Source organism: Arenibacter sp. F20364 (genome assembly GCF_023015905.1).
GTDB lineage: Bacteria > Bacteroidota > Bacteroidia > Flavobacteriales > Flavobacteriaceae > Arenibacter.
The window spans coordinates 50752-66322 of sequence record NZ_JALKBD010000007.1; the positions used below are offsets into that span (position 1 = coordinate 50752).

Here is a 15571-nt window from a genome sequence, read left to right on the forward strand (position 1 = left end):
ACATTCTCTCTAATTATCCCAGGAGGGATGCCTTTTTTGATGATTTTCCCATAACTTTAAGGTCCAATTCTTCTTAGGACCAAGTTCAATGTACACCGTTATAGATATAGAGACCACCGGAAACGGTATAAAAGGCAATAAGATTACGGAGATTTCCATCTTCAAATTCGACGGTCATGAGGTGATAGATGAATATACTTCCCTGGTTAATCCTGAATGTGAAATACCCTACTTTATTACAGGGTTAACAGGAATAGATGATAATATGGTTCGCAATGCCCCTACTTGGGAAGAAATAGCCCCAAAGGTTATGGAAATGACACAGGACACCATATTTGTGGCCCATAGCGTAAATTTTGACTACAATGTAATCAAAAATGAATTTAAGAATATCGGAGTTAATTTTTCCCGAAAAAAATTATGTACGGTCCGCTTATCCAGAAAACTGATACCTGGCTTAAATTCCTATAGTTTGGGAAAATTATGTAGCTCATTGAATATTCCCTTGACGGACCGACATAGGGCTAAGGGAGACGCTCAGGCAACGGTAATCTTGTTTAAAAAATTGCTAAGGACAGATGGTGCCGAAAAGGTATTTAAAACCTTCCTTAATGCACGATCCCAGGAAGCTACCTTACCACCATCCCTGCCCAAGGAAATCTTTGAAAAACTGCCAAATACCCCAGGTATATATTATTTTAAGGACGCCAAGGGCACCATTATTTACGTTGGCAAAGCCGTTGATATAAAAAAGAGGGTGCTAGGGCATTTTTATGACAAGGCCAATAAAGAAATTTTAATGTGCAAGGCCACGCATGACATTGATTTTGAATTATCCGGGAACGAGTTAATTGCCCTTTTAATGGAATCTGCAGCGATAAAACAACATTTTCCCTTGTACAATCAAAGTCAGAAACGCACACCAACGGAGTATGCCATTTTTTCCTATGAAGATCGGAACGGAATACATCACTTGGCTTACAATAAATTAAGATTAACACCCAACCCCATATCCACATTTAACACCATTACAGATTGCAGGCTGTTTTTGGAAGAGCTTTGCAAAAACTACGGATTATGTCCCAAATTCTGCCATTTGCAGGAAAATATCAGTAGCTGCTCCCATTACAGTATTACCAACTGCAATGGAATTTGCAAGGGAACGGAATCGCCCTTGAACTATAATGTAAAAGTAAAAACCGCAATTGATGAATTGATGGACAAAAACCAGAATTTAGTCATCAAGGAAAAGGGAAGACATGCTGAGGAAGAAGCCTTTATTCTGGTTACCAACAACCAATACAAAGGCTATGGATTTCTACCAAAAAACGAGCAGATAAATAGTGTAGACGATCTGGAAAATTTTTTGGAACTACAAAAAGAAAATATGGACACCAAACGAATTCTTTCATGGTATTTAAGAAAATACCCCAACAAGGCCATTAAACTATCCGCTATTTCTATCTAAAGAAACATGGCCGGGTATTTCAAACAATTGAAATTCCCGGCCTATTTTTTCTTACCACCGTTCATCAACATCAATACGGCGGTAACCAAACCAACGCAAACAGCGCCAAAAACAGAAATCATAATAATTCCGTTGCTCCAATTTACTAGGGGTAGGTATTGTAAAATCATAGGTACTATTTTTAGATTCAGTAGGCTAAAATATATACAAACGGAACTATAAAATATGACAATTGTCACTTTCTACAATGTAGTAGGACATACATACTCCGTTACCTTATAACCCGATCTTTTCATTTCATCGAAGCCACCTCCCATATCTACAAGGTTATGGATGCCCCTACTTTTTAAAATAGATGCCGCTATAACAGACCTATACCCCCCAGCACAATGTACATAAAAGGTACCCTCTTGAGGGAATTCCGCCATATGGTCATTTAAAAAATCCAAAGGGGTATTCTCTGCATTTTCCATGTGTTCGGAAAGGTATTCCGATTCCTTCCTTACATCAAAAACAGGAACTTCATTGTTATGGAGAGTTTCTTTCAACTCCTTAGCAGAAATGGAGGTAATGGTATCATATTCTTTTCCAGCGTTTTTCCAAGTGTCGAAACTCCCCTTTAAATAGCCAATAGTAGCATCAAAACCGACCCTGGACAATCTTATGATAGCTTCTTCCTCCCTACCTTCGGGAGCCACTAGTAAGATAGCCTGTTTGGTGTCCGCAATAAGTGCGCCGACCCAAGGGGCAAAACTCCCATCCAACCCAATAAATATAGATCGTGGAACAAATCCTTTCACAAATTCGTCTTGATGCCTTACATCCAAGATTATGGCGTCAGTGGCATTGGCAGCCTCTTCAAATTCATCGGCAGTCAAAGCGGTAGTACCCCTTTCCAATACCTCATCAATATCTTCATATCCCTCCTTGTTCATCTTTACGTTGAGTGGGAAATATTTTGGAGGCGGCAATAATCCTTCCGTAACCTCTTTAACAAATTCCTCCTTCGTCATATTGGCACGTAAGGCATAATTCATTTTCTTTTGATTGCCCAAGGTGTCCACCGTTTCCTTCATCATGTTCTTTCCACAGGCAGAACCGGCACCATGGGCGGGATAAACCACCACATCATCGGCCAAGGGCATAATTTTATTCCTAAGACTATCAAACAATAAGCCCGCCAAATCTTCTTGGGTCATATTGGCCGCCTTTTGAGCCAAATCAGGCCGACCTACATCACCCAAAAACAAGGTATCCCCAGAAAATATGGCATAATCCTCTCCCTTTTCATCCCTTAATAAATAAGTGGTACTTTCCATAGTATGCCCAGGGGTATGCAAGGCTTTGATGGTGATATCCCCAAGTTTAAATTCCTGGCCATCCTTTGCTATTATGGCTTCAAAGGAAGGATTGGCCGAGGGGCCATATACAATAGGGGCGTTCGTTTCTTTTGACAGGGTAATGTGCCCGCTGACAAAATCTGCGTGAAAATGTGTTTCAAAAATATATTTTATTGTAGCATTGTCAGCTTTGGCCCGTTTTAAATAAGGTTCAACCTCACGTAAGGGGTCTATAATGGCCACCTCTCCTTTACTTTCTATATAATACGCGCCCTGCGCTAAACATCCTGTATATATCTGTTCTATTTTCATTCTCTTAATTTTATATGATGTGTTAATAAATAATCAAATTATTTTTAAACGGAAATTCATCTTTACAAAGATAAATAATATGGATCTCTCCTTATGCAACATTAGTTACTTTGATTCTGATGGGCTACCCTTTCCCTGAGCAAGGGAACGGTATTGGGATCATCATGATAGGCCACCGCTTCTTTTATTTTTACAAAGAGAAACTCCTTATCCAAACAATTGATGATTCCACTCTTGAATATTATATCTCGAATGGGGCCTGTAGCCCCTGCTATATAAAACTCTATATTCCTTTGGTGAATTTCTTCTATAACACCGATCAACATGGTGGAAGCACTGGAATCTATGTAATTAATGGCTTCGGCATTTAATATAACCGCATCCAAAGATTTGCCTTTGGCATTAATAAACTTAAAAAGTTGACTTTTAAAATAAGACGAATTCCCAAAATATAGCTGGGAATCGAACCTCACTATCAGTAGATCCCGTCGTACCTCGGCCTCTTCTCCAAAGCGATCAATATTTTTATAATAATCAGTCCCTTTAATACTTCCCAATACCGCAAAATGAGGCTTGGAGGTCCTGTATACCATAAGGAGCAGGGACAGTAATACCCCTATCAAAATTCCCTGCACAATACCTACAAATAATGTTATCAGGAAGGTCATCAACAGAACCATGAACTCATCCTTTCGCTGCTTCCATAATTTTTGGGGATAGGACAGATCTATTAACCCAAAAACCGAAACCATAATAATGGAGGCCAATGCCGCATTAGGTAAATTATAGAATAATGGAGTTAGAAATAAAAGGGTCAGGGCCACCATAATAACACTGATCAATGCGGCTACCGTAGTCTTCGCACCGGCTTCGTAATTTATAGCCGACCTAGAAAAACTTGCCGTAACCGAATAGGACTGAAAAAAAGAACCCACCATATTTGAGGCTCCCAATGCTATCAGTTCTTGGTTGGGGTCTATGGTTTCCTCCTTATTTTTTTCCTCGAATGCCCTCCCAATAGAAATGGCCTCCAAATACCCTACTAAGGCCAAAGTAAGGGCAATTGGCCATATACTTCTAATTTTCTCCCAACTAAAATTATGTACATTAAAGGATGGTAATCCTGCCGGTACCTCACCTACTACCTTTACCCCATAGGTTTCCAAATTAAAAAAGTAAACGGCCAAACTGCTCAAGACCACTACCAACAAAATAGCAGGAAATCTTTTAAACCAAATTTTGAAAGAAATTATGATAAGAATACCAATAATCCCGATTCCAAAATCATAGATATTCGTTTCTAAAATATGCTGAAAAGCGTTTATTACCAATTGATGAAATATGTTGCTGCTAGCAATATCCGTGCCCAGCAAATGCTTGAGTTGACTAAAGATTATAATCACCGCTGCGGCCGAGGTAAATCCACTAATCACCGGCCTGGACATAAAATTCACCAAAAAACCCATCCGAAAAAACCCCAACAATAGCTGAAAAGCACCTATCATAAAGGCTAACAACAGTGCCATTAGAATATAGTTCTCAATACCCGTGATGGCCAGAGCCCCCAAACCCGCCGCTACCAAAAGTGAATCCATAGCCACAGGACCTACGGCAATTTGCCCGGAAGTACCCAAAAAAGCATATACCAAAATAGGGAACAAGGAGGCGTACAAACCATAGACTGGAGGTAGTCCGGCTATCATGGCATAGGCCATACCTTGGGGAATTAAAATTATACCCACGGTAATACCCGCTACCAAGTCTTTTCTAAAAAGGTTTTTGTTATATTTTGGAAGCCAATCCAAAAAAGGTAAAAATCTCCTCATGCACCAAATTTAGTATTAAATACCTAATTGAACTGTAACGAAGGTTACAGAATTTTGACCTTTTAAACACATAACTTCAATGGAAGTTGGTATAAATAAACATTAAATATTTTATCTTGTGCATTTAAATCACATAATTCCTTGGAACATGCAGAAAATCCCTTCGATCATAGGTAGTTTAATAGCGACCCTACTACTTTGCCAGTGCAGTACCGTAAAATCTGTTGCACAAGAAAAAAACGATGGTTGGATTTCCATGTTCAATGGAAAGGACATCAATGATTGGACCACCAAAATTCACCATTATGAGGTAGGTGACAATTATGGGGATACCTTTAGAGTAGAAGATAGCATCATAAAAGTGCGCTATGACCAATATGAGGGCGATTTTAACGAGCGTTATGGCCACCTCTACTTCAACACCCCTTATTCTTATTATCATTTAGTGGTGGAATATCGCTTTGTGGGCGAATTGCACCCTGGAGCCCCTAGTTACACCATAAAAAACAGTGGGGTAATGTTCCATTCCCAGGACCCAAGGACCATGCCCAAAGAACAAGATTGGCCCATTTCCGTAGAAATGCAGTTTTTGGCCGGCTTGGAAGAAGGAAAATCTAGGCCCACAGGCAATATGTGTTCCCCGGGAACTGACGTGGTATTCGAAGGAAAAATTGACCCAAGACATTGTATCAATTCCACTTCCAAAACCTATTTTGGAGAACAATGGGTGCGCGCAGAAGCTATTGTATTGGGAGACTCCATAGTGACCCATATTGTTAACGGAGACGAGGTATTGCAATACACCAAGCCACAAATTGGAGGTGGTGTTGCCAATCGATATGATCCGGCGATCAAGATAGACGGCAAACTATTGAAGGAAGGTTATATAGCCTTGCAGGCAGAGGGCCAGCCCATAGACTTTAGAAAGGTGGAATTAAAGAACTTAAAAGGCTGCATGGACCCCAAGGCTACCAACTATCGTAAGTACTATATTGAACCTGACCCCGAGGATTGTAAATACAATTAATAGCGACGAAGCCAGAAGCTATTGAATATTACCCCCTACAGGCAATCCACTGGGGACCTTTTCAGGAATTCCCTTGTCAAAGCTTTCATCGTTAAGGGTATTTAGAAAAGAAATAATCAAGGACATGTCCTTAACACTGAGTTGCAGCTCCCTTACCAAGGGATCGAACATTTCCTTGGAGACAGATGGGTTTCGTGTTTTCCCAAAGGAAATATCCTCATAAAATTCCAGTACCTGTTTTAAATTTTGAAAGACACCATTGTGCATATAGGGTGCGGTAAAACGTAAATTTCGAAGAGAAGCTGTCCTAAAAGCGAAACTTTCCTCAAATCCACTATCGGGTTCTGGTACCTTATTATTTTCCGGTACCCCAAGTACGTGCAACTTATAGTCCGAAAACATAGGCCCATTATGGCAATTGATGCAACCAACAGATTTGAAAAGCTCCAAGCCTTCCTTTTCCGAATGGGATATGGCGCTTACATCTCCCGCCATATATTGATCGAAACGGGAGTTGTTGGCTACCAAGGTCCTTTCAAAAGCGGCAATGGCCATTCCAATATGAATACTGTCTATTGGGGCTTCCGTACCAAAAGCTTCCGCAAAAAGATTTTTATATTCAGGAATGGATTGAAGTCTTGCGGCCACTTCCGTCAATATTTGCGACTTTGGGAAATGAAGCCCTTTCATTTCCTCCATGGTCTTAATGGGTTCCAATGCCTGTTTTTCCAAGCTCTTTACCCGGTCGTCCCAAAACATAGGTGCATTTTCCGGATCGTAATCGTCCTTCCCGTGTATTCCGTTATATGCCGTGTTTAGAATAGTGGGAGAATTGCGTTTCATCAAGGGTATTTCGTTAGGCTCCTTAAATGCCCTTTTACTTCCCAACCCCTCACCATTTGCCCCAATGGATAGATCCAAGAACTCTGCATACCCGGTAGCGGGATGATGGCAACTGGCACAAGCAATGTCTTTTCCTCCAGAAAGAATAGGGTCATAGAAAAGTAGTTTCCCCAAAATTTCCTTCTCTTTGGAATTTGGATTGCCAATCGGTGTTTTTATAGTTCTAGGTAAGGCGGCAACCTTGGCAACCACCTTGGGTTCGGGAGTATCGATATCCCCTTTCTTGGTAGGATTGCCACAACTTGTTAGAATTATGGACAGGACCATGGCATACTTGCAAAAACCAACCCTCATAAATCTTTATTTTTACCAAGACAAGTTTAAGGCTTAATCCTCTAAATAACAAGTATTGGACAGCAATAAACTATAGATCCAACACCTTTATCTGATTTCGATATAGTTCTATTTTACCTTCATTTTCCATTTTTTTCAACAGTCGGGATACCACCACCCGTGAGGTATGAAGATCGTAGGCTATTTCTTGATGGGTGGCGTATAGAACGTCGTCATGGGTTACTTTGGCCTTATCCTGCAAATGCTTTAATAAGCGCTCATCCATTCTAAGAAAGGCAAGCGTATCTATGGTCTCCATAAGCTCCATCATTCTAGCGTGGTAACTATCTAAAATAAAGTGTTGCCAGGTCTTGTATTTACCCATCCAAGTTTCCAAATAACTCACGGGAATCATCAGTAATTCCGTATCCGTTTCCGCAACTGCCCTTATCCCACTTCTTTTGTCTCCCATGCAACACGAAAAAGTCATGGCACAGGTATCTCCCCTTTCAACAAAGTATAACAAAAGTTCATTGCCATCCCCATCCTCGCGCAACACTTTAATAGCACCATGCAGCAATAGTGGCATAGATTTAATGGTATCGCCGATTTCCATCAAAGTATCTCCTTGTCTGACTTTCTTCAGCGAACCTATTTCCCTGATTTCCTCTAACAATTCTGGCTCAAAAAGATAACCATAATGTAGTTGTAATGCTTCTGTCATTCTAATCGTGTCAAATATTAGGTTCTATAATTACCGAAAAGGTCTTTTCAGATGTATTCACCTTCTGAAATCCCTTATATAAATTCTCCTGATCTACCGCATAGGGGTAAAAGGAAATTGGTTCTATGCAAAGCATATTGGGTACCTCGGTCCAAAGCATAAAATTCCCAAAACCTTCTGTTTTTATACTAAGCTCGCCAACATCAATAAGGGTAATGGAATTACAGTCCAAAACCGGAAGGGCCCTACTTCCTACAGCAAGAACCTCCTGTAGGCCAATGTTGCGGTCCGTGGTTCTAACAGAAACATTATTCGAATGTAATTTAAAGGCAGGATGATATCCCAACATAAACGGCATTCCTTCTTCGGCCATTATTTTAAATTGAATTTTCAATCCTTTTTCCAAAATCTCAAAAGACTTCTCAAATTTAAAATTATAGGGCCATGACAAATATTCCGCAGTAGATTTCGATGGAAATTTAGAATTTTTAAGCTGGGTACCCATAACGTAGTCCTTTCTCAAGATTACTTTGGAATCAGTTTGGGAAACCAGTTGATATTCCATTTCCCTTAATAGCCCATGTTGATCCTGTACCGCTGCACCCTTGGGAGTTTTGACCCTAAAATTAGCCTCATTGGTGGGTCCTATAATAGGAAACATTTCGGTATCCGAATTTCTCCAACCAGGGCTACCTTTCTGGTGAATATACTCATGGCCGGCTACTGAATAACCTACCAATTCCCCTGCATCAATTCTCACTATTTGCTTATGTAGCTTTAATTCTACCATCTCCTTTTATTTTTGAGGATTAAAGTTAGCACTTTGTTATCCATTCAGAACTTAAAAAAATAATTTGCAATAATTTCTATTCGAACTTTATAGCCTTTACCGGAGAAATTTTAGTAATAATATAGGACGGTACCAGCAACATTAAAAGACATAAAATTAAAACCCCGACATTCAGCAACAAGACGGTCATCACATCAATATGTACAGGAATATAATCTATATAGTATTCCTTGGGATTGGGAAATTTGAACATCCGGAATTTATACTGCAAACCTATAATACCTAGTCCAATAATATTGCCCAGCAAAAGTCCAACACCTATTAAATAAGTGGCATTATACAAAAATATCTTGCGTATGCTCCAATTGGACGATCCCAATGCCTTTAAAATACCGATCATTTGGGTCCGCTCCAGTATTAAAACAAGCAGGGCAGTAATCATGTTGATACCTCCAACAATGATCATTATCCCAATGATCAATGCTATATTAAAATCGAATAGACCAAGCCATTCGAAAATCCTGTAATACTTGTCCTTTATGGTTTGTGTGTCCAGATCGGACATGGTCTTGCCATAAATTTCTTTGGCCTTATTATCTATTTCATCAAAATTATCAACAAAGATTTCAAAGTTTCCTACTTCGTTATCGGCCCATTTATTCATATGTTGAATATGCCGCAGGTCGATAAAAATATAGGAGCCATCAAGCTCCTCAAAACCACTATCGTAAATACCCGTTATCGTAAATTTTCTTTGATTCGGAATTTTTGATTCATCATCTTCCTTAAAGAAAATTGCAACGAAGGAATCCCCGGTTTTCAGCTTTAGTCGATTGGCCAAAACTTGGGATATCAACGTTTCACTATTGATCTCACCTTCAAAATTGGGCAGGGCACCATCTACCAAAAACTCCTTAAAAACGTCCCAATTAAAATCTGCGCCAACCCCTTTTGCTATAATACCTTCAAAAGTTTCCTCCGTCCTTATTATCCCGGCTTTGGCGGCTACCCCTTGAATATGTTGTATACCGCTAACCGATTTAAATTCCGGATAAAATTCCTGATCAAGGGAAACAGGAACCATGGACACATCGGAGGTATTGTTGTCGTAGTTATATATCTGGATATGACCATTAAAGGCCGCAATTTTTTCCCGTATCTTGTGTTTTAATCCTACCCCGGTAGATATGGCCACCAACATCATTAGCACACCCAATGCAATTGCCGCAATAGCTATTTTTATTATTGGTGCAGATATACTAATTTTATGCTCTTTACCTATAACAAGGCGTTTGGCAATAAAAAATTCTAAATTCAATTTATGGCAGTTTTTTCCATTTTCAAAAATACAGTATTATTATTGTTTTTTACACTTTCTTCATGTGGAAACCACACCAAAACCCACAATAAAGAACTCAATTCCGTAGTTACACAGGATACACTGGCAACTAATTTACCCATAATCGTAGCAGCCAACCGAACTGGTACCTACCTCCCATTACTCAAAGGAAAAAGGGTTGGAATTGTAGCCAATCAGACCAGTGTTATCTTTAAGGACACCCACCCCTTGTCTTACACCCATCTTGTAGATTCCCTATTGGCACATAATATAAATATACAGCAAGCATTTGCCCCCGAACACGGGTTTCGAGGAGAGGCCGATGCCGGGGAAAAGGTAAGCGATGGCAAGGATGAAAAAACCGGACTCCCCATAATTTCTCTGTACGGAAAAAACCGAAAGCCTTCCAAAGAACAATTGCAGGATGTTGATGTAGTACTGTTCGACATTCAGGACGTGGGGGTACGCTTCTATACCTATATTGCTACCATGCAATTGGTCATGGAGGCATGCGCAGAAAACAATATTCCCATAATAGTCTTGGACAGACCTAATCCCAACGCCCATTACGTGGATGGCCCTAGTATGGAAACCGAACACAGAGGCTTTTTGGGAATGACCAATATTCCCTTGGTTTATGGGATGACAATTGGTGAATATGCCCATATGATCAACCAAGAAGGGTGGCTGGAGAATAAAGTTAAAGCAGATTTGACCGTAATACAGATGGAAAACTACGATCACCACAAAGATTACATTTTACCTATTAGGCCCTCCCCCAACCTACCCAACAATACCTCTATTTATCTTTACCCTAGTTTGGGCCTATTTGAAGGAACCAATGTTAACGCAGGTCGTGGAACAGAGTTTCAGTTTCAACGTTATGGTGCACCTTTTATGGACAGTACCAAATACAATTTCCAATATACCCCTGCCCCAAATTTTGGGTCAAAGGAACCGAAACACAATGGTAAAATATGTTTTGGGATGGACTTGTCAGAGACTCCCAAAATAAGTTCCGTGAATTTGGATTATATACTGGATGCTTACAAAAACACCAAGGACAAGAGCTTGTTTTTTAACACCAGCGGCTTTACCAGACATGCCGGAACCGCCGCATTACAAAAGCAGATAGAGGCGGGACTTCCCCAAGAAGAAATAAAGAAAAGCTGGCAAACCGATATTCAAAAATTCAAACTAATAAGGTCCAAATATCTCATTTACAATTGACCGGCAGATTTATTATCCACTTTTTCCGGAGCTTTATATTTTTTGAAAGGAATTTTCAATAAGGCCCCTATATCAGAATTCTCCTTTTCACAGGGATAGGTATCTACGCCATATACAATCTCACTATTGGGTAATTTCATAAAGGTTCCAAGAAGTCGGTCCCAAATAGAAAAGATATTCCCATAATTACTATCCGTATAGGGTAATTTATAATGGTGGTGCACTTTGTGCATATCCGGAGAAACAATGATCCAACTAAGGACATCGTCCACCTTTTTGGGAAGTGAAATATTGGCATGATTAAATTGCGACAAGACAACTGAAAGCGCCTGATATATCATAATAATAGCTACAGGTGCCCCTACCACAAAAGTACCGAAACAAGTAAACGCAAAACGGACCACACTTTCTCCCGGATGGTGCCTATTGGCAGTTGTAGTGTCTACCTCATGATCTGTATGATGAATTAAATGAAAACCCCAAAGTATCTTTATCCTGTGTTCCACCCAATGGGCCAACCAGGCACTAAAAAAGTCCAACAGCATTACACCCAACAATACCTTTATCCACAAGGGCATTGCAGGTAGCCATTGTAGCACCCCAAAATTATTGGCTATGGTCCAATCACTGGTTTTTAACAATAAAAAGGCCAAGGGAAAATTTACGAGGATTGTAGTTAGGGTAAAAAAAACATTAATGCCCGCATGTCTAAACTTGCTATATTTTAACTGAAACAAGGGAATAACATACTCCAATATCCAAAAAAAGGCAATCCCTGATACCAAAATGATACTTCGGTGTGCCGGAGGAATAGTTTCAAAATAAGTGTAAATGGCTTCCATATTTTAAATTTACAAAATAGTTTTTGTTAAATAACTCCCCGCCAACAAAGCTATTGGAAGTTTACTGTATTTGGCTTAAAATATATTTCGAAACCGGGCTACTACACCTTAATCAACTTTTTCATCTCTTCCACTATGTTAAAAGCAGCTGGACAAATAGCCACATTTTTAAGGGTCAGATTACTAATTTGCTGGAATTTTTTCCTGTCCGTATGTGGAAATTCTCGACATGCCTTAGGCCTTACATCATAGATGGAACAGTAATTATCGGCTCCTAAAAAGGTACAGGGAACACTTTGCAGCACATAATCATTGTCCTCGTCCATCCTCAAAAATTCATCTATAAATTTTTGGGGTTTCATCCTAAAGTGCTTTGCAATACGCCCTATATCCGCATTGGTAAAAAGGGGACCCGTAGTCTTGCAACAATTGGCACAGTCCAAACAATCTGTCTTCCCAAACTCTGTCTCGTGCAAATCCTGCATTACATAATCCAAATCCTTTGGCGGTTTTCTCCGTAGTTTATCAAAGAATTTCTTATTCTCATTATGCTTTTCCTGTGCTCGCTTCGGAAGCTGCTTAATTACCTCATCCATTATGGAATAAACTTTTAAAAGTTGGTTAAAAGTCCCACATTTGCATGTAAATAACAAATTTAAATGGCTAAGGACATTTTAGGAAAGGCATTAATGGATTATCAATCCGGGAACTATTCGGAAGACATCAAGACCTATTCTTCCTTGGAGGAAGAGGACATTATCCCAGTTCCCTATTTATTTAGGGACTTTAAGAAAATGCCACCCTTGGAACAAAAAGCCTTGAAGCTTTGTAAGGGCAGTATCCTGGATATTGGATGTGGAGCTGGAAGCCATAGCCTCTATTTACAAAAAAAGGGCTTCTCCGTAACAGCTCTGGACCAATCCCACGGGGCCATTGAAACCTGTAAACTTAGAGGTATAGAACATACTGTTTTAAAAAGCATTAAAGATTTTAAACTACAAAAATACGATACACTTTTAATGCTCATGAACGGCATTGGAATAGTAGGTAAATTAAAAAACATTGATCACTTTCTTTCGCATTTAAAATCGCTCTTAAATCCCAACGGCCAGATACTCTTGGATTCAAGTGACATCATTTATATGTACGACGAAGATGAGGATGGGGGCTATTGGATTCCTGATGACCAAAATTACTATGGGGAAGTTACCTTCGAAATGGAGTACAAGGGAGGGAAAAGCGAACCCTTGGATTGGTTATATTTGGATTACAACACTTTACAACGGGCGGCTAATGCAAATAACTTAACTTGCGAACTTGTTAGCAAAGGAAAACATTTCGACTATTTAGCTAAACTTACCAGAATTAAGTAATACCCGTGAAGATTTGTCGTTATCTTTATGTCAGCGGGCCTTTGACCAAAAAAAAATGACAAGAATGAAAAAATTATCCATATTGCTTTTGTTGCCCCTTTTCTTGTTCCTTGGTTGTTCCAAGGACAACAATGAAAATGGAACCCAAGTAGACAAGACAGCTAACTTAAAAGGTCCGGGAGATTCTGCAAATGAGCTGCTTTCCAGCTCCAAATTCAAAAACTTGCTCATCGAAATTGGTTATGTAACGAATTATGCCCCTACAGAAATGGCAGTTTCGAATTTTGTTGAACTTCTTAACGAGCGTGCCCATAAAGATAACATAAGCATTACATACAAGGAATTGGACTCCCCTAAGAAGGACAGCCTTACGATAGACGAAATATTTGATTTGGAAAAAGAAAATAGAACTGTTTACAATGATGGTGATACCTTAGGACTATATATCTATTTTACCGATGCAAGTGCCAGTGATGATAATCCCGATGAAGATCTGGTAACCCTGGGGGCCGTTTACCGCAATACCTCTATGGTCATATACGAAGCCACCATTAGAAAATTGGCCGCGAAGAGTTCTTTGATCAGTAATTCTACCGTGGAAGCGGCTACTTTAAACCACGAGGCCGGACATTTATTTGGATTGGTAAACCTAGGAACACCCGCTGTTAACGAACATGAAGACCCTGATGCCAAAAGTCATTGCGACGAACAGAACTGCCTAATGAGGGCAGAGCTCCAATTTGGATGGGGAATGGCCAAAATGTTAACCGCCAAAAATGGGGCAATCCCCAGTTTTGGCACAGAATGCCTTCTAGATTTGCAGGCCAATGGAGGCAAATAAATCTAAGAACGAAAACCTATAAATAGATGAAAAAAATAGTTACCACCTCAAACGCACCTGCCCCAATAGGGCCCTACAACCAGGCTGTATTCGCTGGAAACACATTGTATATCTCAGGGCAAATTCCTATAGATCCAAAAACTGGGGATTTAGTGTCAGGGGATATTAAAAGGGAAACCGAGCAGTCCATGCAAAACTTAAAAGCCATTCTTACCGAGGCAGGAATGACTTTTGAAAATGTTGTTAAAACATCGATTTTCGTAAAGGATATGCACCAGTTTTCACAAATAAATGAAGTATATGGCGCCTATTTTGATGCGGATACCGCACCAGCCAGAGAAACTGTAGAAGTTGCCAATCTTCCCAAATTTGTAAACGTTGAAATATCTATGATAGCCGTTAAATAGTGCCTTTGTGAAATTCGACCAGGCCTTCTATGGGTCTTTGTCTTATAACACCTAGAATTAAATCGTTTCTTTCTACTACCGTAGCAAGTTCTTCACGCAAGTAATAGGCAATACTGCCAACAAAACTAACAGGAACTTTTGTAGCCAATTCAAACTGCATAATGTAATTGTTTACAAACTGCTGAAAGCCCTTATCTATTACCCCTCTGCAATAGGGATGGTTTTTGTTTTCTACAATAAACCTGGCAAAAGTGGCCAAATAGGTATTTGGATTAGGCTGTTTATACAGATTTTCCTTGATTACATCGGCATCCAAATTGTATTCCTTAGCGAACTTGGTGGCCAAATCCATTGGTATTTTATTAAAATAATAGTCCCTTATCAATTTTCTTCCAAAAAAGTTACCGCTACCGTCATCCATAGGAATATACCCCAGAGAGGTAACCTTTTGATGTAATTTCTCACCGTCATAATAGCTGCAATTGGAACCCGTACCTAAAATACAAACAATTCCGTGCTGCCCTAATTTTGTTGTGGCAAATATGGCCGCGTATGTATCCTCTTTTACTTCAGCCTTGGCGTTGGGGAAAAAATCATTAAAAATCTCTGTTAAATACTTCTTCATCCTATCGGTACCACAACCGGCCCCGTAAAAATACAAGTTAGTAACATCCTCCCTATTCTTGGAAAGTTCAAAATTATTGGCCAAACGGTCTTCGATTACAGGACGCGTCAATACCTCAGGACTTAAACCTAAAGTTTGGGTCATGAACAACTGGTTGCCCTTTTCATCCAATGCAATCCAATCCGATTTTGTTGCGCCACTATCTACGATCAATATCATATAACACGATTATTACTAAAGAATCCTGAAAA

15 protein-coding genes and 1 pseudogene are annotated in these 15571 nt (G+C 39.7%); 6 read left to right on the top strand and 10 right to left on the bottom strand.

What is annotated here, in order from left to right; translation table 11 throughout:
- The first annotated feature begins 88 nt into the window (after window positions 1-88).
- Window positions 89-1468, top strand: a complete 1380-nt coding sequence (locus MWU84_RS07365) for an exonuclease domain-containing protein (RefSeq protein ID WP_246900093.1) — start codon at window positions 89-91, stop codon at window positions 1466-1468.
- Window positions 1469-1509: 41 nt separating this feature from the next.
- Here MWU84_RS07365 and MWU84_RS24315 read toward each other — a convergent pair whose 3' ends face one another.
- The 3 genes from MWU84_RS24315 to MWU84_RS07375 all read right to left on the bottom strand — a co-directional run bounded on the left by MWU84_RS24315 (window position 1510) and on the right by MWU84_RS07375 (window position 4946).
- The gene (locus MWU84_RS24315) at window positions 1510-1638 is read right to left on the bottom strand and encodes a hypothetical protein (RefSeq protein ID WP_281502529.1); all 129 of its coding nucleotides are present in this window, start codon (window positions 1636-1638) and stop codon (window positions 1510-1512) included.
- A 72-nt stretch (window positions 1639-1710) separates the two neighbouring features.
- The gene (locus MWU84_RS07370; RefSeq protein ID WP_246900096.1) at window positions 1711-3120 is read right to left on the bottom strand and encodes an MBL fold metallo-hydrolase; all 1410 of its coding nucleotides are present in this window, start codon (window positions 3118-3120) and stop codon (window positions 1711-1713) included.
- Between the two features lie 101 nt (window positions 3121-3221).
- On the bottom strand, window positions 3222-4946 hold the full coding sequence (locus MWU84_RS07375; protein WP_246900098.1) for a solute carrier family 26 protein: 1725 nt from the start codon (window positions 4944-4946) through the stop codon (window positions 3222-3224).
- 148 nt (window positions 4947-5094) lie between these two features.
- Here MWU84_RS07375 and MWU84_RS07380 point away from each other — a divergent pair, with 148 nt between their 5' ends.
- The gene (locus tag MWU84_RS07380; protein ID WP_246900100.1) at window positions 5095-5973 is read left to right on the top strand and encodes a DUF1080 domain-containing protein; all 879 of its coding nucleotides are present in this window, start codon (window positions 5095-5097) and stop codon (window positions 5971-5973) included.
- A gap of 18 nt (window positions 5974-5991) precedes the next feature.
- Here MWU84_RS07380 and MWU84_RS07385 read toward each other — a convergent pair whose 3' ends face one another.
- From MWU84_RS07385 to MWU84_RS07400, 4 genes are all read right to left on the bottom strand, one after another.
- On the bottom strand, window positions 5992-7170 hold the full coding sequence (locus MWU84_RS07385; protein WP_246900102.1) for a cytochrome-c peroxidase: 1179 nt from the start codon (window positions 7168-7170) through the stop codon (window positions 5992-5994).
- Window positions 7171-7240: 70 nt separating this feature from the next.
- On the bottom strand, window positions 7241-7873 hold the full coding sequence (locus MWU84_RS07390; protein ID WP_246900104.1) for a Crp/Fnr family transcriptional regulator: 633 nt from the start codon (window positions 7871-7873) through the stop codon (window positions 7241-7243).
- A gap of 10 nt (window positions 7874-7883) precedes the next feature.
- Entirely contained in the window at window positions 7884-8663 is a 780-nt protein-coding gene (locus MWU84_RS07395) for an aldose 1-epimerase (protein WP_246900106.1), read from the bottom strand.
- A gap of 76 nt (window positions 8664-8739) precedes the next feature.
- Window positions 8740-9981 carry an FtsX-like permease family protein gene (locus MWU84_RS07400; protein ID WP_246900108.1) on the bottom strand — a complete coding sequence of 414 codons (1242 nt, stop codon included), beginning with the start codon at window positions 9979-9981 and terminating at the stop codon, window positions 8740-8742.
- On the opposite strand from MWU84_RS07400, the pseudogene MWU84_RS07405 reads away from it, so the two are divergent.
- A pseudogene (locus tag MWU84_RS07405) lies at window positions 9956-11232 on the top strand (DUF1343 domain-containing protein). The gene MWU84_RS07400 and the pseudogene MWU84_RS07405 sit on opposite strands and share 26 nt — an antisense overlap.
- Here the strand turns inward: MWU84_RS07405 and MWU84_RS07410 are convergent.
- Both MWU84_RS07410 and MWU84_RS07415 read right to left on the bottom strand, forming a co-directional pair.
- Window positions 11223-12074: a sterol desaturase family protein gene (locus tag MWU84_RS07410; protein ID WP_246900111.1), complete on the bottom strand. Its 852-nt coding sequence runs from the start codon at window positions 12072-12074 to the stop codon at window positions 11223-11225. The pseudogene MWU84_RS07405 and the gene MWU84_RS07410 sit on opposite strands and share 10 nt — an antisense overlap.
- Window positions 12075-12175: 101 nt before the next feature.
- Entirely contained in the window at window positions 12176-12670 is a 495-nt protein-coding gene (locus MWU84_RS07415; protein ID WP_246900114.1) for a YkgJ family cysteine cluster protein, read from the bottom strand.
- Between the two features lie 63 nt (window positions 12671-12733).
- On the opposite strand from MWU84_RS07415, the gene MWU84_RS07420 reads away from it, so the two are divergent.
- From MWU84_RS07420 to MWU84_RS07430, 3 genes are all read left to right on the top strand, one after another.
- Window positions 12734-13447, top strand: a complete 714-nt coding sequence (locus MWU84_RS07420; RefSeq protein ID WP_246900117.1) for a methyltransferase domain-containing protein — start codon at window positions 12734-12736, stop codon at window positions 13445-13447.
- A gap of 64 nt (window positions 13448-13511) precedes the next feature.
- A complete protein-coding gene (locus MWU84_RS07425; RefSeq protein WP_246900119.1) occupies window positions 13512-14288 on the top strand; it encodes a hypothetical protein in 777 nt (258 codons plus the stop codon).
- A 26-nt stretch (window positions 14289-14314) separates the two neighbouring features.
- The gene (locus MWU84_RS07430; RefSeq protein WP_246900121.1) at window positions 14315-14695 is read left to right on the top strand and encodes a RidA family protein; all 381 of its coding nucleotides are present in this window, start codon (window positions 14315-14317) and stop codon (window positions 14693-14695) included.
- Here MWU84_RS07430 and MWU84_RS07435 read toward each other — a convergent pair.
- Entirely contained in the window at window positions 14688-15539 is an 852-nt protein-coding gene (locus MWU84_RS07435) for an N-acetylglucosamine kinase (RefSeq protein ID WP_246900123.1), read from the bottom strand. The two genes, MWU84_RS07430 and MWU84_RS07435, sit on opposite strands and share 8 nt — an antisense overlap.
- Between the last annotated feature and the right edge of the window lie 32 nt (window positions 15540-15571).